This is a genomic window from Danxiaibacter flavus (genome assembly GCF_041060425.1).
GTDB lineage: Bacteria > Bacteroidota > Bacteroidia > Chitinophagales > Chitinophagaceae > Danxiaibacter > Danxiaibacter flavus.
On record NZ_JAULBC010000001.1, the window covers coordinates 1257856 to 1284012 of the forward strand.

A 26157-nucleotide genomic window follows, 5' to 3' on the forward strand; every position below is an offset into this window, starting at 1 on the left:
GGGCATGAGGAGCTGTATGCTCCTGAAATTATGTTAACGCTTATTTTGCCGGCTTCATGGCAACACCTGCATTGGGAAAGCTTTCCATTATTTTGCCCATTGCTTCGCCTATAGCTGCGTCAGGATCTTTTGATGGCTTATCAATTTCTTTGTTGCCAATGCCCTGCCAAACCAGCTTTTTGGTATTTGCATCTATTACGTCTACTATTATTGAGCCGTCTTTATAATGCTGTACATCATAAGTTGTGGTAGAAGATGCTCCAAAACCACCACCATATGCATATGGTCTGTAGTATCCGCCATAGCCATAATAGTTGGTGTTTGCGCTAACAGATTTCATGTCTTTCAGAATAGCTGTGGTATTAACCCATACATCAGGAGTAGAGCTTTCTGTGTAGCCTTTTTGGGTCATTTGCGCTTTAACGGCATTGATAATGCGATCCTGGTTTAAGGAACTGATCGAGCTCTTGATGGTATCATTATGGTAGATGGCGAAAGTCTTGTAGTTTTGAAAGCTTACATTTTTATCATAGTCCGAAGTAACTTTCAAACTTGGTGCACATGATACCAAACTGATTACTACGAAAAGCAGCATTGCTGCATAGATAGATGTTTTCATACGTGATGTTATTTTGGTGATGTTTAAAACGTTATAAAAATGGTTTCTCACAGTCAAATCAGATCGTTCTCCAATTGTAGTTCTCAATAAAAGAAGTTTAGAATATTCCGGCTATGCCGATGTTTACACAGAATTGTTTAAGGCCATTAATATCGAATTCGTCGTTTTTATTGGTTGCTATATTATAGCTTACACCAACAAGGCCTGCAACACCTCTTCCAAACTGCAACAATGCGCCAACTTCAGGCCGTGCAACAAAGCCCCAGTTGTTACTTGTTAAGCCGTAAATGTTGAAGTAGGCATTTTGTTCCGCATATTGACCGCCAAGACCAATGCCAACATAAGGTTTAAATATTTTGTTGTCTGTTTGAAAATAATAGTGCCCTGTAAGTGTTATTGGCAGCGTATAAACCTCCCGTATCATATCAGTGGTTACTGCCCCGCGATGCCCATCGTCGTAAGTTTTAGTGCCAACGTACTGCTCAAAGGAATTCCAGCTGATTGCAGCGCCGATGGAAAATTGTTTATTGACCATTCTTCTGTACTCAACTCTTCCTCCGGCCCAACTTGTTTTGTCGAGGTAGTTGCTGTTTGTTGGAAATGCTACCTCCCATGAGATCGCGGCTATGTTCGGATGCGTTTGTGCATGGCTGGATGCAAAACTTACCATTCCCAGCACAAACAATAATAATTTTATCTGCTTCATATCAATGAGTTTAAGTGTATGTGGTTAGTTTGCATTAATGTATGGTGATTGTTTAAATGACGTGTTGATGGCATCAACTCCTCTTTGAACGTTTGTGCCTACGTCAGAACCCACTGCTCCGCCCATATAGCCGTTCCATAATACACGAAGCTGTTGTTTACTGTTGGCGTCTTTAAGGTCTACCATGTCTAAAATAACTGTGCCTGTAGTAACCACATAAGTTATTGACCATGGATAGTAGTAAGGGTAATACCATCCCCAATACCAGGGATCCCACCAGCCGGGATATCCCCACCACCAGCCAGGATAGCTCACGCCAACGTTAAGCGTTTTAACAACGCCAAGGTTAAAACCAATGTCAGGATGGTTGTTTTTTGCCACGAAGGAATATCCCCTGGCATTCATGTTGTCCTTTACTGCCTGTACAAGTTTCTTTGCATTATCATCAAACAAAATGGTATCTTTTGACGAACTGGATAAGTAGGTTATAGTATCCGAAATGTAATAGGTTTTAAACGAATTAAAAGCAACAGATGTATCCGCATTTGTAATAACAACAAAGTTGGATGAAAGCTGGTCGTAATCAGGGGACTTTCTGCACGATGCCGTTAAAAGTCCTGCAGCAATAAGAAAAATTAAAAGGTTTCTCTTCATAACAAAGATTTAATGTGAACGAAAAATCCGACGCGTTTTTTTAAGCCGGGTTTGATGTTTTTTTATTTATGACATTGACAATGCCTGTATTAACCTGTTTTAGCAGCCGGTCTGTTTAAGATCATCAGCTAAGAGGTATCTCTGCTTCCTCACTATCTCTTCCATTGATCTTCTTACGCTATATCGGCCGGCTATTGGCTGCATCATTCCGAATTGATTTTGAGCATCCGGAATGACCTCAATTGCCAGAACGATTACATGCTTTGTTTAACCGGTACAGAATACACCGTTACAGCTTTCGATAAGGGGGATTAGCCATGTGGTTGTGAAGAGGGGTAGAATAAATACACTATTTATCCTGGTCGCTATACTATCTCTTAGTATCTCTGAGAATTTTATAGCTATCTCTATTTAACAAAAGAGTTTTTCTTTTGTTTAATTAGGAAGGAATTTTTTATCGCCGCAACAATTTTTAATCTTTTTGATGAATATAATAAGGTTGACCCTGATAGTCTTTTATCTTTTCTGTGTCTGTTCTATTTGCGGGCAGTCCAAAGATTCCCTGTATTTAAATAATGGACAGATACTCGTGGGAGATATAAAAGGGATAGACCTGGGGGTACTGACGATTGATGATCTGGATCTGAAACTGGTTAAGATTAAATTGTATAAGATCAGGCGTTTGCAGTCAATGCATGTTTTCAGAATAGAGACCAATTCCCGGAAGGGTTATTATGGCAGGCTTATAAGCGATTCCGTCGCCGGCAAGGTTGTTATTATTTCAGCTGATGAACGGGAATCTGTTTGGTTAACAGATATTAATGAATTGATTCCGTTGGACAGAAGTGTTTTGGGAAGGCTGGATGGAAATCTTACTGTTGGTTTCAGCTATTCAAAATCAAGCGGTATAGGACAGGTTAACTTAAGTTCATCAGTGCTTTATTTGTCAAGAAGATTTGAGCATCAATTAACGGCAACGGGATTGTATTCAATTGATTCGGCAGGATTGTCCCGCGATCGCGAAGATGTAGCATTGTTCAGTACATATAGTTTTACACCAACCTGGTTTGCCGCCGGTGCGGTTAATTATCAGAGAAACCTCGAACTGTCAATTGCAAGAAGATTCCAGGAAATGATAGGCGGCGGCAATAAGATAATTCTAAAGAAAGAGCTTCAATTACTGCTCATAACAGGCTTAACCTTTACGCAGGAAACGAGTACGGAAGGGGTTTCGCGGGGACTTTTGCTGGAATGGCCGGTTATGTTCCGGTTTAATTTTTTCAGGTTCCGTAATCCGAATATTCAGGTCAGTACTTCACAAACATTTTATACGGGAATAACGGAGGCTGGCCGCTTTAGGTTTGATGGATCTACAGGCTTCTCATGGGAGCTTGTTACAAACTTTTCGCTGTCCTTAAACTTTTATAACAACTATGACAGCAGACCGCCGGGCAACACCAAAAGCAACGCAGATTTTGGTACAGTGGTAGGTATTACGTATAAGTTTTGAGTTAAAAAGTTTCAACAAGATTAAGGTACAGTCCTTTTGATTTGTTCAGCCCCCATGCATAGTCCGCAGTAATGTTTGTTCCTGTTTTTTTATCCAGCAGGATACGCACACCAAAGCCATAACCCGGATCTATATATTGAAAAAGTTTGATGGACTTATCGTCTTTTGATGCAGTGGTAGCATTGATGAACCAGACGCCGCTGAGCAGGCCATTGCGATTGATAGGAAAACGATGCTCCATTTCCAGGTACATCATGTTTGGTCCGCGAAATCTTCCCTGTACATATCCCCGGCCGGAACGATTATAAGTATCCCATGTTATTGAAGGAGTGGCGAGATAAGGTAATTTGCCATTTAACAACAGAGAGGTCCAGTACCAGAATGCAAGTATATTGGTCGGGGTTTTATGGGATAAGCTAATATATTTTCGTGCATCAAAAAATAATTGTGTAGCGCTTCCAGAGCTTGTTAAAAAAGATGGGTAGAAATTAAAAGCAAGGTTTGTATAATAGCCTTTTGTGGGGCGTATGGTATTGTCCCTTCCTTCCTTTATGGCGGTAATGCCAATGCCGGTTAGTACACTACTGCTGGTAGATGTAATGCCGTTCCGCGTATTGTATGCTGCGTAGTTGGTTGGATGACCGCCCGAATCGGCATTTGCTCTCGAATCATCAATAGCGAAATGGTAATCCAGGTTGAGTGAAACACCTACATAGGTTTTATAGGCAACTTTTTTTAGTATGGAATTGTACAATCGCATGTATTTATACTTCATGTTTTGGGCGTAGGTTATCGCATCATTTTTTACGCCGTTTATGTCAGTTTCAGCACCGTTGCCATTACTGTACGGATCTCCTGTTCCCAAACCGTAAGTGTTCTGGTTAAAAACCATCAGTCTCCAGTCTGTCTTAACAAGCCAGCTATCTTCTTTCAGGAAAAGATTGCTTTTTGCCTGTAAGATGATTTGCTTGTTTGTTGTGAGGTTTGCGCCATAATTGATGGTAGATAAATGCACTTTGTCAGGATTGCCCAGCGATATAGCCTGTGCTACAGCAATGCCCAGCATAAATCCCTGGGCAGGGTTGTAGCCCATAAATGGTAATATGTTGGTGTACATTTTATGTGGTACAATGGCCGCATTAGCACCACCCCCGCCAGGCTTTTTAAGAAATTTTACATAGTCTGACAGATCTTTTATTCCGCTTGTATCCCTGGGTTTTATAGTGATAGTATCCGTTATCGGGCTGGTATTTTGCGCTGAAGCAATATAGGCCGGCAGACAGGCTGCAACCAGCAGTAGCGGCTTCATAACATATTTGAGAATGAAATAGCCGATACCTGCATCAGGTATAATTGAAGTAGTGTTTTGGTGCATGAAACGCATTATTTGTTCATTGCAAATGGCGTAATTTGATTGTGCAGATTGCACAGAATAAAAAGGCCGCATGTTATTGATAACATGCAGTTGCGGAAATTGTTTTGAAAATTTATAATTAAGGCATTAAAACTGTGTCAATTACATGTATAACACCATTGCTTTGATATACGTCCTTAATCGCGCCCCTGGCTTTATTTCCCCGGAATCTTTCAGCCATGAATTTTTCCATCCATCACAAAACCGATCCTTTCTCCCCTGACAGTGGTCGCGGGTTGCAGTTTTTATTCTTTGAATTCTGCTCCTTAAGCATTTTGTTGTCCCATTTGCCTGCAATCGCATTGTTTAGCAGTGCCTGGTGTTGGTTGATTTTTGTCGGATGAGATCATTTGCGGGAAAAGCATCTTCGCCGATTCGGTTGTGAAAAATTTTTGGAGCGCAAACAAAAAGCGCCCTTATTAAAGGGCGCCTTTAAAAGTATCGAATAATAATGTTTGATTACTTTTTGAACAAGGGCATGATAACAAACCGGAGTATCATAATAATTAATGCAATGAGGAACATGAAAATGGAAATGCGGTTCATGCCATGCATATATTTTACATAACGATTGGGTGGCGGTGTGCCAGGTTCTCTTTTCCTGATGTATAAATATTCTGCTATTTGCCTGAAGAAACCCATGGTGTTTTTTATTTACAAAGCTAGGATTTTTTCGGGGAACCACGGAGACAGGGCGACACGGGCGAAACACGGCTTTTTGCCACGAAGCCGCAAAGCCGTAAAGTAGCACAAAGAAAGCGGCGGAAGAAATTGTTAAAACAGGTACGCCTGATTAAGCAACGACGAGCATATTTTATTATGAAATCCGGTCACATTTCACCAAGGGCGATTGTGTAAACGTAAATGCATGTACACATTGTCAATTTTCAATTCTTCAATTGTCAATTAATTAACGGGGGCACATGTTTTGTAACAATTTAGGCGGGCAACCTTAATCGCAGCCTTTCAAATAATGGATCATGAGAATGTACAATTTCATATTCCTACTGTTAATTGTGCCACAGCTTTCAATCGCACAGTTAAAGGATAGCCTGCCGCCGCCACATGCGACCAAATCGCATATGAACTTCAGCCACGTCACAGGATGGAAGAACGGGAAGAAGCCTATGGCTCCCGAAGGTTTTGTTGTAGAGCTATATTATGAGGGTTTGCAAAACCCGAGATGGATGTATGTTTTGCCAAACGGAGATGTACTGGTAGCTGAAGCCAATTCTCATCATAGCTTTTTCGAAAAAATAGGTGCAGCTATTGTCGGTGCAAACCAATCCAACAGCATGAAAAAAAGTGCTGATCGCATTACACTGCTTCGTGACGAGGATCATGACGGAAAACCGGAAATAAAAACTACATTTTTAAGTGGACTCAATCAGCCATTCGGCATGTTGCTTATAAACAACCATTTTTATGTGGGCAATACCAATGCAGTGATGCGTTACACTTATGAAATCAATGCTACTGGCATCACCTCACAGGGAGAAAAAATAACAGATCTGCCTGACGGCAAAATAAACAGGCACTGGACAAGGAACCTTATTGCTAATAAGAACAATACCAAAATATATATTGCTGTAGGTTCAGGAACTGATCACGGTGAAAAGGGATTGGAGCATGAAAAGCTAAGAGGAAATATATTAGAGATCAATTCTGATGGAAGCGATTTGCGTGTCTATGCAAGCGGTCTTCGTAATCCTGTAGGCATGGGCCGGGCGCCTGAAACCGGAACATTATGGGCCGCGGTAAATGAACGTGATGAGCTGGGTGATAATCTTGTGCCTGATTATATTACCAGCATTAAGGAAAATGGCTTCTACGGCTGGCCCTATTCTTACTATGGGCAACATCCTGATCCACGCGTGGATCAAACAGCTCCTGACCTGGTTCAGCGGGCAATTGTCCCCGATGTTTCCCTGGGTGCTCACACGGCTTCGCTGGGACTGGCATTTTACGATAAAACGGCTTTCCCTGAAAAATACCGTAATGGGGCATTTGTTGCACAGCATGGTTCGTGGAACCGCAAGCCTATTGCTGGTTATAAGGTTGTATTTGTTCCTTTTAAAAACGGTAAACCTTCCGGTGATCCCGAGGATTTCTTAACAGGGTTTATAGAAAATCCAGGCGGTAAAAAAGTGCATGGGCGCCCTGTAGGCATTGTCGTTTTACCGGACGGCTCAATGCTTATTGCTGATGATACCAGTAATAAGATCTGGAGAGTAATGTATAAAACAAATAGGAATTAGCAATTCAATATCGTTTAGTTAAGAATGCATAGTCAACTTTGGGAGATATTTCCTGTTGTGCAAGACAACAAATTTTACAACAAACACCGCATCGTTGCCCCTCTGCGTTCGCCGCGTGAAACCAAAAACACATACATTTTGATTAATTCGCATAAAGTTTCAGCCTTCTGGCAAGTCGCTGCGTCTCTGCCTCTTTGCGGTTCGCCCGCGCTAGACTGCAAATACAAGCTTTTTTCCTTAACTCCTATAAAGTTCAGCTTTCTGGTAAATCGCCGCGTCGTTGTTCCTTTGCGTTCGCCGCGTGAAACCCTAACCTCTGAACCCGTGGCCGCCGCGTGAAACCAACAAACTCATGCTTCGTCCTTCGTCAAGCGTATGCCGTTATCTTCAAATGCGATCTTATGCTGTTTGTATAAGTTGCCGGTGGTCATTTTAAATGTCTTTTTGCTCATGCCAAAAAAACTATAGATGTCATCCGCGGGTGATTTATCATGATAAGGCAAAAAGCCATTGTTCTCATTTAACAGCCGCATGATCTTTGCGCCTTCATCTTCAACTCTTTTGTACCCTGAAGTTCCTGCAGCTACATCAATTTTGTTATCCTCACGGATCTGCTTGATAAAGCCTTTGAATTTGTCACCGATCGCAATATCCCGGTACACTTCATTAAAATGAAGTAAGCCAATGTGTTTGTTATTGATGATAACTGCATACCCTATTTCCGTGCGACGGTATACAGTCAGCTCCACTTCATCCATTTCTTTCACAGTGAGATCATCGTTGCTGAGAAAGAAATCAATCTTTTCAGTTGCTGCTGCACGGCCGGTTTGTTCATCAATGTAAATCTTAACCAGGTAATCCGCACCAGGAAGCATGCGGCTTTTCTGTTTTGATTTAGGAACAAATAAGTCTTTCATCAGGCCCCAATCCAGGAATGCGCCTTGTGGTGTGCTGGCCACCGCTCTAAGCAGCACAATATCACCCACTACACCTTTGGGCTTTTGGGTTGTTGCTATCACCCTGTTCTCGGAATCATGATACACGAATACTGTAAGTATGTCGTCAACCTTAACATTCTCAGGAACAAATCTCTTGGGTAACAGCACATCTTCCTTGCCATCTGAAAGATAAGCGCCAAAATCGAACATGCGTTTTACCTGTAGCTGGTTGTATTCACCTATGTTAATCATGCCGCGAAGGTAGAGAAAAGCTGCGAGCTGTTAGCTATTGGCTTGGGGTATCAGGTGTCAGGTGTCAGGTATCAGGTGTTAGGAATAAGGTATGGGGTATGAGGTTTGAGGAGTTATATGTTAGTTTGAAGGATCTGATAAGGAAGTAAAGACGTTGCGCCGCTGCTCCGTTGCGCTCGCCGCGTGAAACATAACACCCGTGGGGGAAACGTCGCGTCGTTGCCTCTTTGCGCCCGTTGCGTGAAACATGGCACCCAGTGGAGAAAACATTGCGCTGCTGCTTCTTTGCCTTCGTTGCGAGAAACATAACACCGGTGGCGGGAAACGTTGCGCCGCCGCTTCTTAGCGTTCGCCGCGTGAAACAAAGCCCGTTTCCTGAAACAGGGCTCTAGCGTAGCTATTGCGAGAAACATAACACCGGTAGCGGGAAACGTTGCGTCGCTGCTTCTTTGCGCCCGTTGCGTGAAACAAAGCCCGTTTCCTGAGACAGGGCTTTAGCGTAGCCATTGCGGGAAACATTGCGCCGCTGTTTCTTAGCGTTCGCCGCGTGAAACTATCCGTTGCCTGGAAACATAATACCGCAGTCAGCCCCGGCGTCCTATCTTTGCTTTATGCAGAAAAAGATTAAGCTGAGTGTGCTCGATCAGTCTATTGTTCGTAAAGGTGCCACAGCAAGGCAGGCAGTACAGGAAACCATCGCCACTGCAAAGCTCGCGGAAGAATTAGGCTACTACCGTTTTTGGGTATCAGAACATCATAACTCAAATGTCATTGCAGGATCAACACCGGAAGTATTGATCGTTAAACTGGCTGACGAAACCCAGCATATCCGCATTGGCTCTGGTGGTATTATGCTCCCTAATCATAGTGCGTTAAAAGTGGCAGAGAATTTCCGCATGCTGGAAACATTGTTTCCCGGTCGTATAGATCTCGGAATGGGTCGTGCGCCAGGAGGCGACAGGGTTACGACCACATTGCTCAATCCATCCAACGATTTTAAGGAAGAAAGCTATCTGCGCCAGCTTGAACATTTGCAGGCTTATTTTCAGGATGCAGCTGCAACCAGTTACGGACCGGTCCTGGCCGTTCCGGTTTCAGATACCATTCCCGATCAATGGATCTTAAGTTCTACCGGCGGTAGTAGTCATATAGCTGCTCAGTTTGGCATGGGACTCGCCGTTGCACGTTTTATAAATGGGTTTGCACAACCCGATGTTGCAGACATCTACAGACGCAATTTTAAGCCGTCACTACACATGAAAGAACCGCAGGTTTTGCTTGCGATAAGTGTATTGTGCGCTGAAAATGAAGCAAAGGCCAGGCAGTTAAGAAAACAAACCGATTATTTCTTCCTGCAGTTTGAAAAAGGTGTTTTCGCACCTCCACCCGATTACGAATCTATCCGCGATTACGATTTTTCATCAACAGAACTGGAAATTATTAAACGCAACAGCGGCCGAATTGTTTCAGGCACAAAAGACGAGGTTAAAGAAAAATTAACACAGCTGGCAAACGATTTTGATGTAGATGAAATCATGATCACCACAATGACGCATTCGGCCTCCGATCGCATCACTTCTTTCAGGTTGCTGGCAGAGGCGTTTGAGTTGTGAGGAGTAGGTGTAAGGTATCAGGTATCAGGTGTCAGGCTTGAGGCGTAAGGCTTGAGGTTAAGCTATCAGCTATTGGCTATTAGCTGTCAGCAAAGCCAATGTCTTGTTATTTTTTTTTCTTTCTTTTTTCTCTCTTGCAATATTACTACACTCATTTTCCCACTCCTCTTACGATCTTACGGTCTTACGATCTTACTGTCTTACATGTCTTACCGTCTTCTCTTGCACTTTCAAACATTCATTTCTATCTTTAATAAACAAACACCTAAGCTATGGGCTCACCATCTATTCCAACCGGTTATCATGTGGATACACATCTCGATGGCGGTGTTGCGACGCATCTTGATGGCAACCTCACAACTACGCTTGCCGGCGCGGTACACACAGATCTTGGCGGAAATCTCACAACTGATTCAACTGCAAAAGTGATCGGCGATCCCGCTCAGCCTGTTGCTACATTGCTGATAGGAGATCCGGCTAAACCGATTGCTACCGACAGTAAAGTCGAGTTGCTTAATCTGCCGCGGTTTACTTTGCAGGATATAAAGGATATGATGAAAGTGCGTGTTCGCATTCCCAACTATTCGCAGGTTTGTTTTAAGCTGTTTGGGCAGGAGATCTTTTCGGTTTGCGTAAGTGGTGAAGGCCAGGTGATAACTGAGCCTTATGTGCCAAATTCACTCGAGCGCTGTGAGAATGATTGTTGCGAGCCTGATACCCGTCCTTTCCCGGGTGATGAAACAAGGGGTGATAATCCGCCCGGTACACCGCCTCCTCCAGTTCCGGGATCTAACTCCTGAATAGACCGGTTTCCTCACTTTAAAAAGTGTGATATGATTACCGTTACAGCCAATGCTTTTCATGAAAAGCTGCATATTGAAGAAGATGAGATTGTACTTAACGGACCTCCTGCATTTTTATCCGGTTATGTATTCTTAAGCAATAACGAAAACGAGACATTGTTTATAAGAGATTTACCTGTACTAAAAACTGCAGCGGCAAAGGGTGCGGCACCTATGCCGGAAGCTATAAGGTTCATCACTTCATTGCTGCCGGGTGAACAGAAAAAACACCGGCTTCGTCACCAGTTGCCGCGCACCACACCGCCCGGCGTTTACGAAAGTGTGGTTAATGTAGGAGGCAAGGAGAAAAAGCTGAGGCTGATTGTTCAGCAAAATATTGAAATAGAACTTAATCCTACCGATTTGTTCTTTCAGGGTGTAAAACCCGGGCAAAAGTATAGCACGCTGTTATCCTGCAGCAATATTGGAAATGTTGCTTTTGCCATTCCTGATATAAAACACGTAACAACCCTTGATGCTGATTATTTGTGCCGTGCAGCTTCTATTGCTATGCGGGATAAAGGCTCGGAAGGATTTAATGCCATGATGGATGAACTTACAAAAAATGTATATAAAGACATGGCCGGCTGGGCGGTCGTTGATATTGAAGAAAGTGGTAAAGTGCTGCAGCCCGGAGAAAGTATTCAATTGCATTTTAACATAACCCTGCCTGATAATGTAGATCCGAAAAGAGACTACCAGGGTAACGTACGCTTTTGGAATAAAACAATTTCATACAGCATAAAGTCGCACACCGTAGAGCAGCCGAAAAGTAAATAATGTAAAGACACTGTTTTGATTAAAAGGCTGGGTTGACTCATGTTGTCAACAGATTTTCTGCATATATAATTTTCAAACTCCGCAATATGGAAAATAAAGCTTCTAACCAGCGCCTCCAGCAAAGCATAACCGATAATATGCAAAAGCTGGCAGATCTTTCTATTGCCACGTTAAAATCTTCTGTTGAAAATGTTTCTACTAATGTGAGCGAGCTTGGCAAAATGGCGGGAAATCTTGGTATTGGTCCGTTTAAGCTGCCTTTTATGAAGACTGGCGGCTCTTGCAATTGTTGTCCGCCGGAACATGACTGCCCACCGCACTGCATTCTGGAATTGGTAAGGCATGCCGTAGCGGGTGAGCGGATAATAGTGCCTTTTGCGATAAAAAACACTTGTGGTGCAGCAAAGAGATACAGGGTTGGTATAAGAGAATTGAAGAGCCTGGATGGCAGCCAGGCACCTGCGCAACCAGTTTTGAATAAAAAGGATGTAAGCCTGCAACCTGGCGAAACCCAGGAGGTTGAAATGACGCTGGATCTGGCGAATTTTTCCGCCGGCAACACATACGCAGCGGAGATTGTTGTAAGGGAAAAAGAGATCAATCAGAACATTTGCTTTACGCTTATTGTTGATGGAAATAAAAATGTACCTGTTGCCCTGCCCCTCGATGAGAAAAAATATCACCTGCGCTGGCAAAGCTGGCAAAGTCATTTTTATTGCGAGGGAAAATAAGTCGTAGCGAATTGGAGTAATCAGATCAATCGTGGAAAATAATTTGTAACTCAAGACAGACTTCCCAATGAACGAAAAACAACCAACCATAACGCAGGAGCTTGAGCAGCTTTTTCAGAAAACTGCAGAAGCAAACAAGATCTTCTTTAAAGAAAGTACCAGGTTCGTACAGCAACTGGGCTCTTCAGGCCAGTCTGGTGAAGACCTGTTTAATAAACAAAAACAATTATTCGGTGATGCCCTCAAATCGCTCGTGCAACTGAATATTCAGCATGCCTCCAATTTGTTGGATCTGGGCATTGCCGTGGCGAAAAGATTTAATCAATCATCAAATACTTCAGGAGCTGACGTTTCATCAACAGATGAGAATGCGGTGGTAACGGAGCCCGCATTTGTATTAACTGCTGTAACCTCTCCCGGAGAAACGGCTAATGTTCAGTTTATGCTTGACAGCAGCAAGGCAGAGCCCGTGTCTTGCAAATTGATTAAAAATAAATTTATCCTTCAGGAAGATCGTTCTGTGCAAGCAGATTTTGAAACACTGTTTACGCCACAGTCATTTCAGTTGTTACCGGGCGAACAGCAAAGAGTAGAAATATCAGTACAAGTGCCCGGCGATGTCCGTCCGGGAATTTATATAAGCGATATACGTGTTGAAGGCTTTGAACATATTTTCTTTCAATTAAACCTGACCATCAATCCTATTGCTAATCCTGACAAATAAAAGCCTGGCATGAAAGACTCCCGGACAAGTTCATCAAACGGTAATAAGAGGAAACCTTCAGACAAAAAATGGTTCACGGGCATAGATCCCAACGGCGTTATGAATAATGCGCAGCGCATCCTGAATACAGCGGTTGAAGTGCTGGAAGAAGAGATTGCTGCAGGAATACTTGCAGCAAAGAAGATAGAGAAAAAAGTAATTGACGTAGATGAGGTCCGTAGTGGCAATGCAGAGGAGTTAATGAGCCGTATAAGAAGAGATACGCATGATGCGGTTGATATATTTCTTGATGCGCTATCGGTGATTGCCAATTATGTAAACGGCCTCTCGGAAACAATAGAAAAAACAAAAAAGAATGGTGTCGCAAAAGAAGCACCCAACCCTGTAAGTGGTTACCAGGTGCCTACTGTTAAAAATGACCTGCCGGTTAAAGCAGGCGAGTCAATGGATATCACAATAGAACTGAGTAATGATAATGAAAAACCGATGGAGGTTTCCCTGAGAAAAGCTGCGCTTGTTGGTCCGGATGAGAATAAGATTGCTGCCAAAAATATTATCATTTCGCCGCAGACATTCACCTTAAAGCCACTTAGTAAACAAAAAGTGCATATTGCAGTTAAGGTGCCGGTAATATGTAAGCCCGGCAGCTATTCGGGCTTGTTTATTGATAATAAAAATACCCGCATTTGCACCGTTGTAGTTGTTGACGTAATTAAATAAAATGCTATGCAGGATGCTGTTATGAAATCAATGCTTTCCGAATATGCCGGCTATGCGTTGCAGGGCATCATGCATATTATCCCTGATAAGGAACCCAAAAAATATTTGTACGATCTTATAGCCGATTATCCCACCCGCGGCGGTAAAGGCTTCCGGCCGGGACTTTGCATTGCAACGTGCAGAGCCTTTGGGGGAAGGTTGGACCAGGCGCTGAATTCAGCTACCGCCCTGGAGCTTTTTCACAATGCTTTTTTAGTGCATGATGATGTTGAAGACGTGAGTTATGTTCGCCGCAATAAGCCCACAATGCATCAGTACAACAATATGGGTATAGCTGTAAATGTGGGAGATGCAATGAATGTGCTGAGTCTTAAACCTCTTCTGAAAAATAAAGAAGTATTGGGGCCGGCGCTGGCTATGAAGATATTCGAAGAAATAGAACATATGGTAGCGGAAACAGTAGAGGGGCAGGCAATAGAGCTGGGTTGGAGAAAAGATAACGTATGCCGGCTTGACGATGCTGACTATATGCGTATGATACTTAAAAAGACCTGCTGGTACACCTGTATTCATCCTGTAAGAATAGGAGCGATGATTGGTAGCTGCGGAAAGGTGGCCGTAGACAAGTTCAACAGGTTCGGCTATTTTATGGGTACAGCATTCCAGATCCAGGATGACATCTTAAACCTGGTTGCAGAAGAAAATAAATATGGTAAAGAGATTGGCGGAGATATTATTGAAGGCAAGCGAACCTTAATGCTCATTCATCTCTTTAAGACATGTAATAAAAAAGAGCTGGAAAAATTAGCGTTGTTTTTGTCAGACACGCAGGCCGATGGCAACCATGAAATTGCCGCATGGATAATGCGGCTAATGGATAAGTACGGAAGCATTGACCATTGTCGCAAAGTTGCAAAATATATGGCTGGTGCGGCATTGAAGGAATTTTGTTCTGTATTTGCGGCTTTACCTGATTCGAAAGACAAAAAATTTATTGAAGAGCTGATTGTTTATATGATAAACAGGGATTATTAAATACCATTGCAATGATTAATATCCAGGTTGTTCATCCATATGATTGTGACGTGTTAATAGCGGGCGGAGGCCCGGCTGGAAGTGCATTGGCCAGTCATCTTGCACAAAAAGGGGTAAATGTTATTGTTATTGAAGCTCAACGCTTCCCGCGCGACAAAGTGTGTGGTGATGGTGTCAGTCCCATTGCCTTAGCAGAATTGCATCATATTGGTATTACAGGGTTGGATGGGTTTGCCGAGGCGAATGAGATCAATAAGGTAGGGTTGTTTATTCGGGAAGATAAAGTCTACATAGATCTTGAAAAAGAAGATCACCTGCCTTATCATGCAAGAATAATTCCACGGCTGCAACTGGATAACTGGATACATGAAGCTGCACTTAAAAATGGCGCAGTTTATTGGGAAGAAGCAAGAGTTGCTGATTACTTTATTACGGATAATATGGTTGTTGCAGAAATTAAGCGCAACGATACAACCGTGCGGGTAAAGGCGAAAGTTATCGTAGGAGCCGACGGTAGTAACAGTACCATTGCACGGATACTTAACGGTTCCAAACCTTCTGATGAATACCAGTTGTTAGGCTTGCGTGCTTATTATGAAAACGTAAATGGCCCTCGTGATCGCGTAGATATTTTTTTTAGTGATGAAAATTATCCTGGTATTTACTGGATGTTTCCGCTGGGACAAAATGAAGCCAATATTGGTTTAGCCATGGTGGCATCAACGCTGCCAAAAAAAGAAGTGCATGTAAAAAAGTTGCTGACAGATCATATTGAAAAAAATAAGTGTATACGTGAGAGAATTGGCAACGGAACAATTAAAGGAAGAATCTATGGGTGGCCGCTTAATTTTTTTAATCCGGCAAATCGTATAACCGCAAACAGGTTATTACTTGTGGGTGATGCGGCAGGACTCATCAATCCGCTAAGCGGTGATGGTATTCAATATGCAGTACTTAGCGCAAGACGGGCAGCCGAAAGCCTTTTGAAGTGTTTTGCACAAAATGATTTTTCTGCAACTGCATTATCTTCTTATCACTCCAAAGTGAAAGATGAACTTGCGTACGATTTTTCGCTGTCAAATTTGCTGATACAGTTTGCCCGCAATAAAGCACTCACACCCTTGTGGATGGAGATTATGGTTGTACTGATAGAGCGTGCAAAGGTTGATAAAAGTTATGCGCATATTATAGCAAGTATATTTGAAGGAACTTATCCATCATACAAAGCACTTACTCCTTCTTTCATAGGCAAGTCCGTTTTACAGGGCGGCTTGCATGTTGGCTTAAGCACCGCAACAGGCATGCTGCAGGGCCCTGACTACTGGATGAAAAAAGGAAAAGATATCAGCCGCATAGCCGGAGATATTGCAAACAGCATAAAGCACAATCCGTCAGGTAACATAAAATGGCTGTCCGGCCTTTTTAAAAATGGAGCCGGCGTAGCAGGTCATGTAATCAAAAGCATGAGGAAAAGTGGTTAGTCTGCAAACTAAAATACTTTTTCCCCTGTGAGGTTACTGGTCAGGTTGCCTGCATAATATCGCATGATTAGCACTACTCGTGCAGCAATGGTTAAACCCTGATTTGCAAAATAAATTTTCAAAATACCGTTGAACTACTGCTTTTGCTTTTTTATTTGATATCCGGGCAATCTTTAATGCGCTCTATTAGAAACAGTGATGGCAGACGGCTGGTATACCATAGTTTAGCCTGGAAAAGTAGAAATTTCTACAGCGTGTAATTAATTGCCAATAGACCCTGCACGATCACAATTTCATAAATGAGCAGTTAATCCAAAACAATTTATCGTTTGTTCATTGTATCTGATTGTTTATCAAATCTGTTTTAATAACCATACATGCAAATTCAAGGTGTGGCACAACATCTGCATTTTCCTAAATTACTTACGCTCAAAGAAGATATATGATTAGACGTGATTCTTACACAACAAGTATTTGGCAGGCCAATGTAGATCCTTACGTTAGTACCTCATCGCCGGGAAAAAATGAATTATATGACGTTATTGTCATTGGGGGCGGGATTACCGGAATTACTACTGGGTTGTTGTTACAGGAAGCAGGAAAAAAATGTTTGCTGCTGGAAGCGGAAAATATTTGTTTTGGAACTACGGGAGGAACTACTGCACACATCAATACATTACTTGATACCCCTTATTCAGCAATTCAGAAAAATTTTAATAAGAGTATTGCAAAACAAGTGGCAGATGCCGCCCGGGATGCCGTTAATCTCATCAAAAACAATATTGATAAGTATAAGATCGACTGCGATTTCAATAATGCGGCGGCATATCTTTTTGCGAAAAATGATAATGAGGCTAAAGAACTACAAACGATTTATGAAGCCTGCGAGCAGGTTGAATTGAATGTTAGTTATGTTGATGAAATGCCGATTCGGGTTGCTTTTGCCCAAGCTATACGTGTTGAAGGGCAAGCGAAATTTAATCCTTTAAAGTATGTATATGCATTGGCTGCTGCCTTTGAAAAAGCTGGCGGCTGTATTATGCAACATTGCAGGGTTACATCGTTAAAGCCTGATAGTCCGCTAGAGGTTGAAACCAGTTGTGGTATTTTCCATGGAGGTAGCGTTATATATGCAACACATATTCCGCCGGGGGTAAACCTGCTGCACTTACGTTGTACGCCTTATCGTACTTATGCAATGGCCGTGAAGCTCGAAGACGATACATATCCTGAAGATCTGACCTATGATATGGAGAATCCTTATCATTACTATCGTACACAAGAAATAAATGGTGAAAAATATTTGATTGCTGGCGGTAAAGATCATAAGACCGGACAGGAAGAAAATACAGAATACAGATTTACCATGCTGGAAGCAACCCTTCGCGAAAATTTCAAAGTAAAGGACATACCATACAAATGGTCTTCCCAATATTTTGAACCTACAGACGGGTTGCCTTATATCGGTCATTTGCCCGGACACCCTGAAAACATTTTTGTCGCTACCGGTTTGGGCGGAAATGGAATGACGTACAGCCATGTTGCTGCAATAACACTCAAAAGTATTCTTACAAACGATCATCATCCCGACATAGAATTGTTTAATCCAAACCGGGTTAAACCTGTCGCAGGTTTTGCTAATTTTTTATCCCACAATATTGATGCGGTTAAAAATTTTGTAGGAAGATTATTTCCGGGAGAAAAGTTGCATGAACTTGCCGGTCTTGCTCCGGGCGAAGGAGAAGTTGTTAATTATGACCATGAAAAAATTGCGCTGTATAAAGATGAAGACGGAATGTTGCATGCAGTTAGTCCTGTATGTAAACATTTGAAATGCGAAGTAAAATGGAACAGTGCAGAACGTTCCTGGGATTGCCCCTGCCATGGTGCAAGATATGATTATGACGGTAACGTATTAACGGGGCCGGCAGATCATTCTCTCGAAGTAATTTCATTAGATACCAGCGCTGAAAATAAGTCTTAGCGCTACATGCGTTTTATTAAGTAAAGAAAAATGTGACTGTATGAACAGTAAGAAAAAAATGAACAAAGTATTTGCGCGTAAGTTTGATGCGTTTTCTACAAGAGTTACCAAAATAACAGGAAGCCCCCGGGCTTTTTTTCTTGCATTGCTGGCCATTGTGGTATGGGGGATCACCGGACCGGTCTTTCATTTTTCAGATACATGGCAGCTGGTTATTAATACCGGAACCACCATTATAACTTTTCTGATGGTGTTTATCATTCAACAATCGCAAAATAAAGATACTATAGCTATACACCTAAAGTTGAATGAGATTATTGCTTCACTGGACAGGGCAAGTAACCGCATGATTGATGTGGAAGATCTTACAGCTGAAGAGCTTGAAACGGTAAAACGGTATTATATAAAACTTTCTGAACTGGCGGAAAAAGAAATCGGTCTTAAAAAATCGCACTCAATAGATGATGCAGAGAAACTACATCACATGAAAATGCATGCTTACGATAAATCATCAAAGCTGTAAATAGTCCTGCGGATTTTCTTTCCAAAGCTATAAAATATTTGTTGGCGATTGTAAATGCGTATTTTTATCGGAAATGCTGCCGAATGAATAAACGTAACGGACTTACATTTGCTTTCTTACTTTGTTTTATTCTTTTTAGTTCGACCAGTTTTGCCCAATCTCTCGACTCGATAAAAGTTGTTGCACGCGGGGCTGAAGTAAAACATGTCGCCAATAATTTCGGATTTACAGAAGGACCAGCCGTGGACAAATCCGGTAATATTTACTTCACCGATCAGCCGAACGATAATATCTGGAAGTACGATACTGACGGAAAACTTTCGCTTTTTATGCATGGCGCCGGGCGGTCCAATGGTTTGTATTTTGATCATAACGGAAACCTGATTTCTTGTGCAGATGAGCATAATGAACTTTGGTCCATCAATATGCAAAAGAAAAAAACAGTATTGCTCACAAATTTCCGTGGGCATTTAATGAATGGCCCAAATGATCTTTGGATAGATGCAAGCGGTGGCATCTATTTTACAGACCCATATTACCCACGTGATTACTGGACCCGTAAGAATTCTGAAATCAAAGAGCAGGTGTATTATCTGCCAAAAGGAAGGAAAGATGCAGTGATTGTAGATAGCACTATTGTGAAGCCCAATGGAATTGTTGGGACGCCAGACGGGAAACATCTTTTTGTTGCGGATATTGGCGATAGTAAAATCTACAAATACGATATCGGTAGCGACGGAAAGTTGCTCAACAGACGGCTTTTTGCCCCGCAGGGTTGTGACGGTATGACACTGGACAACCAGGGTAATCTATACCTGGCGGGTAACGGAGTGACCATTTACGACGCAGCAGGTAATAAAATAGGCAATATACCTGTGCCATCTTCATGGTCGGCTAACGTATGCTTCGGGGGGAAAAACAGAGATGTTTTGTTGATCACTGCTTCTGAATCTGTGTATACCGTAAAGATGAGTGTGAAAGGAGTAGAGTAGTTTGGAAATTCGCCGCGCCTGAAAAAGCACTGCGGTTTAGCAAGAAAGACTGCAGCGCAATTAATACTACAGGAGGGTATTTTAATAGTCAGATTTTAATTTTATATTTAATACCTGTCCTGGCTGTGAAAATTGATCCGCAGGGCCTGGGATGAATTCCTAACTCTAAAACTTTTGGAAAAGCTTTATGAAAATACTCCTGATGTTAGCCTTCCTGGCGCCGGCCATCAGTTGCTGTGCACAACCGGAAGATGAAAAAAGGTCAAGGGATCAATGGGAACCCTTGGTGTACATTGATTCGCTCAAGCTGAGCTACGGTCAGTTCCAGTCGTTGTATTTTAGCCCGGACAAAATTTCAAATATCGATCTTGTTAATAATTACTATGATTCAGGTAGCCATGTGCATGGAAAAATTGTTATCAGGACAAAAAATCCAAAGGAATTAAAATTGCTGACGCTGGAGGATATTGAACGCAGGTATGCACTTTCTAACGCAGAGCCTACGCTTGTTATGGTAGATAATGACATTGTTAAGGATGTAAGCACAGTTCGGGTTGATTCGTCTTATATACTTCGTGTTGAAGTTCTGCATGCAGATGATCTTGACTATATGAAAGACTCCGGACAGGAAGTTCGTGTAGTGAAAATATGCACTAAGGCGTTGACGTATTCAAACAAAGAAGCCAGATTCTATATAAAAGAGGATGTGGCCGGATCTGAATAATGTTACAAATAAACTCCGGCTGCTGATAATTTGAAAAAATATGAAACCAAAACATTATTTAAGTTGCCTGTTGTTACTAACGCTCTCCGCCTTTATGCAGCCTTGTTTATATGGACAGTCTTCTTCTGTAAAAGATATCTTTCCCGAAGGCACCGAAATTCACAGTGATATTCCCTACGCAAATGATACAGTCAGCAAACACCTGCTTGATATTTATTTACCGGCAAAAACGACAAAAGATCTTCCGCTCGTTGTCTGGATTCATGGCGGTGCATGGATGTTAAACGATAAGCATGCTGATATGAGTTATATGCGGAACACCGTCAGGGAATTTATTGAGAATGGGTATGCATTGGCTTCTATAAACTACCGGTACAGTACAGAGGCCATTTTTCCCGCACAACTTCAGGATTGTAACCAGGCCCTTGAATTTCTCTACCAACATGCGTCGCAATACCATATTAACAGAAGCCGGATTGCATTGATTGGCTTTTCTGCCGGCGGACATCTTGCATCTTTGTTGGGTTTATCTGCGAATAATAATGTGAAAGATTTTTATCCCGGCGGAAACAGTCCGCATTTTAAAATAAAATGTGTGCTTGATTTTTATGGCCCGTCAGATCTGATTGCTATTGCAAGCATGCCGGATACTTCGGCAGCTCCCGCCGTGAGTCCTGTTTCAATATTGCTTGGGCATTCGCCAATAGAACGGCCTGATGTGGCGCGTAAAGCCAGCCCCGTTAGTTATGTGGATAAGGATGATCCACCTTTCTTTATAGTGCAGGGTGAAAAAGATGAATCTGTGCCTAATACCCAGTCGAAGTTGTTGAGTTCCTGGCTAACCATCACAGGCGTGAAAAATCAACTCATTATTGTTCCTGGTGCACCTCATTTTGGTAAGATGTTCGACGCGGATGATATAAGACTTAAGTTGTTTAGTTTTTTGAATAGCTATATGAAATAGAGCAAACTGTCAACAATACCGATTCATTTAATGGATAATTGAAAATTGATAGTTGAAAATGATCCGCCTTGTCTTTCAATTGTCCATTGTCAATTTTCAATTGTCCATTAAGCTATTTTAGGCGTCACATTGCGTTTGTTTAAATAAAACGGTATTTTGGAATCGACGTTGTTTTCATTCATCACAAAACAAAAGTCGATGGAAGAACGAAGTAATATTCCGCGGCATCTGTCAGTAGTATTGCTTTATCCTGCAGTTTTGGGTTATTTTTTCTTTGAAATAGTTCAGTCTGCAACGCTTGGCAGCCATCTGCAGGAAATGGATACCATCTTTCGCGGAAAATGGATGCTGGAATTGGGGAAATGGATATTGATCATTGAAACGTTTCTGTTCTATTGTTGTGATTTTTTAGGGTCATGCTACGTGCCGGAATATACCAGGTGGAACTTTATCAGCGATATAGCATTTTTAACAATGATCATTGTTACATTACACTCGCTCAGTGTGAGTGAAGAGGTTGGCGGCGATTATCTTGATGTTCACATTTTCAGCACTTGTTTTTGTTCGTTTATGCTTATCTATTTACTGCGTTATTTTGCCAAGAACAGATACTACACAGAGGCGGAAAAAAGAAGGTACCGGCGACTTGCAATTATTGAAGCAGCGTTTTTACTTTTTTTTCTGGGGTTGCTTATGTGGAGTCCCGTTGGCTGGTTATTGTATCTGCAGCTCTTACTACTCATACTTGCCATAGCTTACCTGGTGTACGAGTACGCCAAAGAAATACGGAGCATGCTTGCAGGTTAAAGTTGAGCCCGGCTTACTAACGATGTACCTTTTATGTATTTTACATTAATGTTGATTTGCCAGGAAGTTTTTTATTCTTTCTTTTTGCCTGAGATGATGGCGCAAGTGCATGTCTGCAAATTGTAACCATTCCGGGCCACTAAAATAACCAAGACCGGGATGCTGCGTTTTACCTGTAGCAGTAGTATTAACCAGGGATTGTGCCGCGCGATTCATTCGTTGTTTTAGTGCAAGCATGTCATCGTGCAAACCTGTCTTGCTTTGCGGTTGTTGTATTTTATCTGTAGAGGCGGGGTCTCCTTTGATTTTGACTTCCGGAAAAGCATTGCTGCGGAACATTGACTTGCCAATATCTGTCATCTCTTGTGAAAGATTTGCATTATTGTTGGTGGATGCTTCTATCTGTTCTATGTAATAATCAGTTTCGTTGATCAGGTGCATATAAACCTGTCCGAGTGACCAGCTTTCGGCATCAGGCTTTGTGATCAGTTTTTCAAAATCAAATGTACCCAGTTCGGCAATCCATGCATCAATGGTATTGTTGAAGTCGTTAATAAGTTTAGTTAAACATTGCATTGACGATAAAGATAGCCATATTTCTTTTTTGTGACGTTGACTGATTACATAGTGTTAACTACCCCATTTCAGGTTACGCATTGAATTGCCGCAGATGATGATCTGTGTGCTTGTATGCAAGATAGCCTGTCTGTTCCATATTCATTTTCCCGAAGAAAGGATGCATGAGCTCAATGTTGGAGATATGGGCATATTCTTCAATGAGCGCGATCCATTTCTTTTTTTCGTCGGTAACATCACCGGTTTCTTTTATTACCAGTTCAGGAATAGTGGGGGAGTTGCGCCTTATTGGCTGCTCATCCTTCAATAAACTTCTCATCGCCATTTTGCCAAATATCCGGCCCATTAATACACGTTTGTATTGTGTTTTGCCCAATGCCATTTCTTCCCATAACCGGCAATGCTTTATCATCTGGTACACATTCATTTTTCCCCATTGAGCTGTGTTGCTCTCCGAAAGCGTGTTTATGCGACGGATTAATTCATTTCTTGTATAGTTGTCAAATACTGTTTGCATGTTATATAATTTGTTGGTGATGAGCTTAGCCCAATTGTGCGAGAGAGAACCAGTTGCCTGAATCATCCTTAAAAATGGCTTCGGTTCCGTAGAATTCTTTCCTGGGAGGTTTGGTAAACTCTACACCTTTGGCCTTCAATTCTTCATAAGTGGCGAAAATATCTTTGCTTGTAAATAAGCCCACACCAAATGTTCCTTTGGAAACAAGCTCTTTCAGCATCTCTGCAGTTTCACTGCTGTACATGCTTTTTGATATTGGCGAAAGAATAATTTCGAATCCTGGTTGATCCGGCGGACAAACGGTGAGCCATCTTCCGTCTTCACCCATTGGTACATCAGTTATTACCTTAAAGCCGAGTTTATTTGTGTAGAAATCGAAAGCGCTGTCCTGGTTAAGTACATGGATGCTAACATGTGTCATTTTTGTGATCATACTTTGCAAATTGAATGTTATGCAAAGAAAAAATGATAGCTAGGCTTTTGCTTCTTCAAAATTGCTATTTTTCAACCATCCGTTTTTTTCGGCGAAGCAACCTGGAATAAACGTGAGCGGTGCTTTATTGATTTGTTTTTGTAGCTGTTGCTGCTGGGCAAGATATAAGGATGGAGAAATGCCTACGATGCGTTTAAATAATCCGCTGAAAGAACTAAGGCTTTCAAATCCTACTGAATAACAAACATCAGATACCGGCTGCAACGATCTAAGCAATTGTAATGCTTTTTCAATTCTCACAGCTATCAGGTATTGATGTGGTGTTTTGCCGTAGATCCTTTTAAAAAGTCTGATGAAATGAAATTTTGAAAAATATGCCTCATCTGCAATGTTGTCCAGTTCAATCGTATCTGCATAATTATTGTCTATAAAAAGCTTCGCCTGGACAATCCGCCGGTATAAGTAAATATTTGGATATTGCTCTGCAAACATTTTGAACGGTGTTGACGGTTAGAAAACCTGGTGGTAATATCAGTTAAAGATATAAAAAATATGACGACGATTCCTGGGAGATTGAATATATGTGTTTTAAATAAGAGCATGCGGACCAGCCGTCTTTTTCCCTATTAGAAATACACTTATAATCAATATCCACAAAAAGAATAGTCCGGCTGCAATGGGTATGTTCCAGCCGTTAACGCTGTAAAAATCCAGTGGCGTCGTCATGAAGAAAATAGTGGGCACAAATGCCAGGTTATAAACGGCGAATATATAACCGAGAACGGCCGTCCATTTGGGGAACAAATTCGTTTTTATAATCAGTGTACTGCCTGTGAAGAGAATGATGGTATTAAGTAACCGGTTAATTGGCCCGTAGATCAGTAATGCACCTTCGGCTCCATAGCCAACCCAGGTTGGATTTACCGGCTTATTATTGGCGATCCATATGCTTCCGCTTTGTATAGCATCTGCAATCAATGATACTATTGCAAATGCAAGCCCGCAGGAAAATAAAAAATCGCCAATTCGAATGTGATCGGGGTGAAGTTGTGCTACAATATATTTGAACTGGCTAAAGAAGCCAATGAGGCCGGCGCAGATAAACAGGTCAAGAAGAATACGTATAAGCACAGTGTTCGGCGGCGGAGTTCCCTCCGGAGTTGGTGTGTAAACAAAGTATAAATGTATTTCCGCAAGTACAAGAAGGTACAATACAATTCCGGTAACTCCTGTGTTGCGCAGTAATGTTGACTTAATCATGATCGTATGTTTTGTCAACAAGTGTATTCATTTTGTGAGAGACATTTGTTACATTAGAAGGAGTATTAGTTACAAAATACGGAGCAATGTCTTTTGAAGTAAAAGGGATTTCAGATAATCATTTTCATCACCTGAATCAATTTTTTAAGAATGGTTTTGATGGTAATGAATTGTTGGAGCAGTCACAACAAATCCAGCATCCCCTTGTAGACGGGTATTCTTCAGAGTGGTATTTTGATGGCATACGAATGGGGTATTCTGACTGGCATTATAAGAAGCCGGTGGCGCTTGCATGGAATTATGATATTGACGTAGAATTGGTGACTTTTCAGGCGAATCTCAAAGGATCTGTATTAATGGGAAAGGACAGTGCAAATGCCGTTCCGTTATTTAATAATTTGCAGCACAATCTTTTTTATGCGGGAACAGGGGATGTCAATGAAGGTGTTTTAAAGGGCGATCGCTTAGCATCAAGCATGTTCTTTATCCAGTTTACAAAAAATGCTTTTTTGCGCCTTGCAGCAGATGGAAATGATACCTTGAACCGTTTTAATGAACATGTTCAAAATGGAAGGTCTGCTGTGTTGACGCCACATAATCTGTATGTCAACGCAAATATGTTAAGCCTGATAAAAAGTATTGTTCATTGCAAGTATAAAAATAATTTGAAGAAAATGTTCCTTCTCTCCAAAGCTATAGAACTGCTGGTACTTCAGGCAGAAGCTGGTAGCGAAGCTTTGAATCCTTCTTACAAATACATCAGGAGCAGTTATGATAGGGAACGCATTATGTACGCACGCGAATACATAATGAGTCATTTGGATGTGCCACCCAGCCTGACTGAACTTTCAAGGATCGTCGGTATAAATGAGTACAAGCTAAAGCGCGGTTTTAAAGAAATGTTTAGCAATACCGTATTTGGCTATTTAGCTGATGCTCGACTTGAGCTTGCCAAAAACGATCTTTTGGAAAACAGGCAGTCCATTGCAGAAATTGCATTTGCCCTTGGGTACTCATCACTTCAACATTTTAGCTACGCATTTAAAAAGAAGTTTGGGATGTCTCCAAGTAAATTGAGGCGGTGATTTGTTATGCTGCGT

Annotated in this window: 29 protein-coding genes; 17 read left to right on the forward strand and 12 right to left on the reverse strand. The window is 41.8% G+C overall.

The features are described from left to right. Positions 1-40: 40 nt before the first annotated feature. The 3 genes from QTN47_RS04785 to QTN47_RS04795 form a co-directional block, all read right to left on the reverse strand. On the reverse strand, positions 41-619 hold the full coding sequence (locus tag QTN47_RS04785) for a DUF4136 domain-containing protein (RefSeq protein ID WP_369328186.1): 579 nt from the start codon (positions 617-619) through the stop codon (positions 41-43). Between the two features lie 97 nt (positions 620-716). Continuing rightward, positions 717-1325 carry an OmpW family outer membrane protein gene (locus QTN47_RS04790; protein ID WP_369328187.1) on the reverse strand — a complete coding sequence of 203 codons (609 nt, stop codon included), beginning with the start codon at positions 1323-1325 and terminating at the stop codon, positions 717-719. Between the two features lie 24 nt (positions 1326-1349). After that, positions 1350-1979 carry a DUF4136 domain-containing protein gene (locus tag QTN47_RS04795; RefSeq protein WP_369328188.1) on the reverse strand — a complete coding sequence of 210 codons (630 nt, stop codon included), beginning with the start codon at positions 1977-1979 and terminating at the stop codon, positions 1350-1352. A gap of 589 nt (positions 1980-2568) precedes the next feature. On the opposite strand from QTN47_RS04795, the gene QTN47_RS04800 reads away from it, so the two are divergent. After that, complete coding sequence (locus QTN47_RS04800; RefSeq protein WP_369328189.1) at positions 2569-3489, forward strand: DUF481 domain-containing protein; 921 nt, start codon at positions 2569-2571, stop codon at positions 3487-3489. Position 3490: 1 nt separating this feature from the next. Here QTN47_RS04800 and QTN47_RS04805 read toward each other — a convergent pair whose 3' ends face one another. The 3 genes from QTN47_RS04805 to QTN47_RS04815 all read right to left on the reverse strand — a co-directional run bounded on the left by QTN47_RS04805 (position 3491) and on the right by QTN47_RS04815 (position 5545). After that, positions 3491-4864, reverse strand: coding sequence for a BamA/TamA family outer membrane protein (locus tag QTN47_RS04805; RefSeq protein WP_369328190.1), 1374 nt, complete (start codon positions 4862-4864; stop codon positions 3491-3493). A 118-nt stretch (positions 4865-4982) separates the two neighbouring features. Next, the gene (locus QTN47_RS04810) at positions 4983-5096 is read right to left on the reverse strand and encodes a fasciclin domain-containing protein (RefSeq protein WP_369328191.1); all 114 of its coding nucleotides are present in this window, start codon (positions 5094-5096) and stop codon (positions 4983-4985) included. 266 nt (positions 5097-5362) lie between these two features. Then, positions 5363-5545 carry a DUF6728 family protein gene (locus QTN47_RS04815; RefSeq protein WP_369328192.1) on the reverse strand — a complete coding sequence of 61 codons (183 nt, stop codon included), beginning with the start codon at positions 5543-5545 and terminating at the stop codon, positions 5363-5365. Between the two features lie 338 nt (positions 5546-5883). Here QTN47_RS04815 and QTN47_RS04820 point away from each other — a divergent pair, with 338 nt between their 5' ends. Beyond that, positions 5884-7161 carry a PQQ-dependent sugar dehydrogenase gene (locus QTN47_RS04820; protein WP_369328193.1) on the forward strand — a complete coding sequence of 426 codons (1278 nt, stop codon included), beginning with the start codon at positions 5884-5886 and terminating at the stop codon, positions 7159-7161. 350 nt (positions 7162-7511) lie between these two features. Here the strand turns inward: QTN47_RS04820 and QTN47_RS04825 are convergent, their stop codons facing one another. Continuing rightward, on the reverse strand, positions 7512-8351 hold the full coding sequence (locus QTN47_RS04825) for a CvfB family protein (RefSeq protein ID WP_369328194.1): 840 nt from the start codon (positions 8349-8351) through the stop codon (positions 7512-7514). Between the two features lie 611 nt (positions 8352-8962). On the opposite strand from QTN47_RS04825, the gene QTN47_RS04830 reads away from it, so the two are divergent. The 14 genes from QTN47_RS04830 (at position 8963) to QTN47_RS04895 (ending at position 22271) form a co-directional block, all read left to right on the forward strand. Beyond that, positions 8963-9964 carry an LLM class flavin-dependent oxidoreductase gene (locus tag QTN47_RS04830; RefSeq protein WP_369328195.1) on the forward strand — a complete coding sequence of 334 codons (1002 nt, stop codon included), beginning with the start codon at positions 8963-8965 and terminating at the stop codon, positions 9962-9964. 272 nt (positions 9965-10236) lie between these two features. Next, on the forward strand, positions 10237-10764 hold the full coding sequence (locus QTN47_RS04835) for a hypothetical protein (protein ID WP_369328196.1): 528 nt from the start codon (positions 10237-10239) through the stop codon (positions 10762-10764). A 33-nt stretch (positions 10765-10797) separates the two neighbouring features. Then, on the forward strand, positions 10798-11586 hold the full coding sequence (locus tag QTN47_RS04840) for a hypothetical protein (protein WP_369328197.1): 789 nt from the start codon (positions 10798-10800) through the stop codon (positions 11584-11586). Positions 11587-11672: 86 nt separating this feature from the next. Continuing rightward, positions 11673-12317 (forward strand): hypothetical protein, encoded by a 645-nt coding sequence (locus tag QTN47_RS04845; protein WP_369328198.1) that lies wholly within the window; start codon positions 11673-11675, stop codon positions 12315-12317. A 67-nt stretch (positions 12318-12384) separates the two neighbouring features. Then, a complete protein-coding gene (locus QTN47_RS04850; RefSeq protein ID WP_369328199.1) occupies positions 12385-13041 on the forward strand; it encodes a COG1470 family protein in 657 nt (218 codons plus the stop codon). A gap of 9 nt (positions 13042-13050) precedes the next feature. Then, positions 13051-13761, forward strand: a complete 711-nt coding sequence (locus QTN47_RS04855) for a hypothetical protein (RefSeq protein WP_369328200.1) — start codon at positions 13051-13053, stop codon at positions 13759-13761. Between the two features lie 6 nt (positions 13762-13767). After that, positions 13768-14796 (forward strand): polyprenyl synthetase family protein, encoded by a 1029-nt coding sequence (locus QTN47_RS04860; RefSeq protein WP_369328201.1) that lies wholly within the window; start codon positions 13768-13770, stop codon positions 14794-14796. Between the two features lie 11 nt (positions 14797-14807). Continuing rightward, complete coding sequence (locus QTN47_RS04865) at positions 14808-16277, forward strand: NAD(P)/FAD-dependent oxidoreductase (protein WP_369328202.1); 1470 nt, start codon at positions 14808-14810, stop codon at positions 16275-16277. Positions 16278-16719: 442 nt separating this feature from the next. Then, complete coding sequence (locus QTN47_RS04870; RefSeq protein WP_369328203.1) at positions 16720-18261, forward strand: FAD-dependent oxidoreductase; 1542 nt, start codon at positions 16720-16722, stop codon at positions 18259-18261. Between the two features lie 40 nt (positions 18262-18301). Next, positions 18302-18784, forward strand: a complete 483-nt coding sequence (locus tag QTN47_RS04875) for a low affinity iron permease family protein (protein WP_369328204.1) — start codon at positions 18302-18304, stop codon at positions 18782-18784. Between the two features lie 83 nt (positions 18785-18867). Beyond that, complete coding sequence (locus QTN47_RS04880; protein WP_369328205.1) at positions 18868-19776, forward strand: SMP-30/gluconolactonase/LRE family protein; 909 nt, start codon at positions 18868-18870, stop codon at positions 19774-19776. A 187-nt stretch (positions 19777-19963) separates the two neighbouring features. Beyond that, positions 19964-20500, forward strand: a complete 537-nt coding sequence (locus QTN47_RS04885) for a hypothetical protein (protein WP_369328206.1) — start codon at positions 19964-19966, stop codon at positions 20498-20500. 40 nt (positions 20501-20540) lie between these two features. Further along, positions 20541-21464: an alpha/beta hydrolase gene (locus QTN47_RS04890; protein ID WP_369328207.1), complete on the forward strand. Its 924-nt coding sequence runs from the start codon at positions 20541-20543 to the stop codon at positions 21462-21464. 198 nt (positions 21465-21662) lie between these two features. Next, the gene (locus tag QTN47_RS04895; protein WP_369328208.1) at positions 21663-22271 is read left to right on the forward strand and encodes a hypothetical protein; all 609 of its coding nucleotides are present in this window, start codon (positions 21663-21665) and stop codon (positions 22269-22271) included. A gap of 45 nt (positions 22272-22316) precedes the next feature. On the opposite strand, the gene QTN47_RS04900 is transcribed toward QTN47_RS04895, so the two are convergent. The 5 genes from QTN47_RS04900 to QTN47_RS04920 all read right to left on the reverse strand — a co-directional run bounded on the left by QTN47_RS04900 (position 22317) and on the right by QTN47_RS04920 (position 25057). Beyond that, positions 22317-22847 (reverse strand): DinB family protein, encoded by a 531-nt coding sequence (locus QTN47_RS04900; protein WP_369328209.1) that lies wholly within the window; start codon positions 22845-22847, stop codon positions 22317-22319. A gap of 73 nt (positions 22848-22920) precedes the next feature. After that, complete coding sequence (locus QTN47_RS04905; protein WP_369328210.1) at positions 22921-23364, reverse strand: DUF1569 domain-containing protein; 444 nt, start codon at positions 23362-23364, stop codon at positions 22921-22923. A 25-nt stretch (positions 23365-23389) separates the two neighbouring features. Further along, the gene (locus QTN47_RS04910; protein WP_369328211.1) at positions 23390-23797 is read right to left on the reverse strand and encodes a VOC family protein; all 408 of its coding nucleotides are present in this window, start codon (positions 23795-23797) and stop codon (positions 23390-23392) included. Between the two features lie 39 nt (positions 23798-23836). Further along, a complete protein-coding gene (locus QTN47_RS04915) occupies positions 23837-24289 on the reverse strand; it encodes a helix-turn-helix domain-containing protein (RefSeq protein ID WP_369328212.1) in 453 nt (150 codons plus the stop codon). Between the two features lie 96 nt (positions 24290-24385). Continuing rightward, the gene (locus QTN47_RS04920) at positions 24386-25057 is read right to left on the reverse strand and encodes a hypothetical protein (RefSeq protein WP_369328213.1); all 672 of its coding nucleotides are present in this window, start codon (positions 25055-25057) and stop codon (positions 24386-24388) included. An 86-nt stretch (positions 25058-25143) separates the two neighbouring features. Between QTN47_RS04920 and QTN47_RS04925 the strand changes: the two genes are divergently transcribed. Continuing rightward, positions 25144-26142: a helix-turn-helix transcriptional regulator gene (locus tag QTN47_RS04925; protein WP_369328214.1), complete on the forward strand. Its 999-nt coding sequence runs from the start codon at positions 25144-25146 to the stop codon at positions 26140-26142. The last annotated feature ends 15 nt before the right edge of the window (positions 26143-26157 follow it).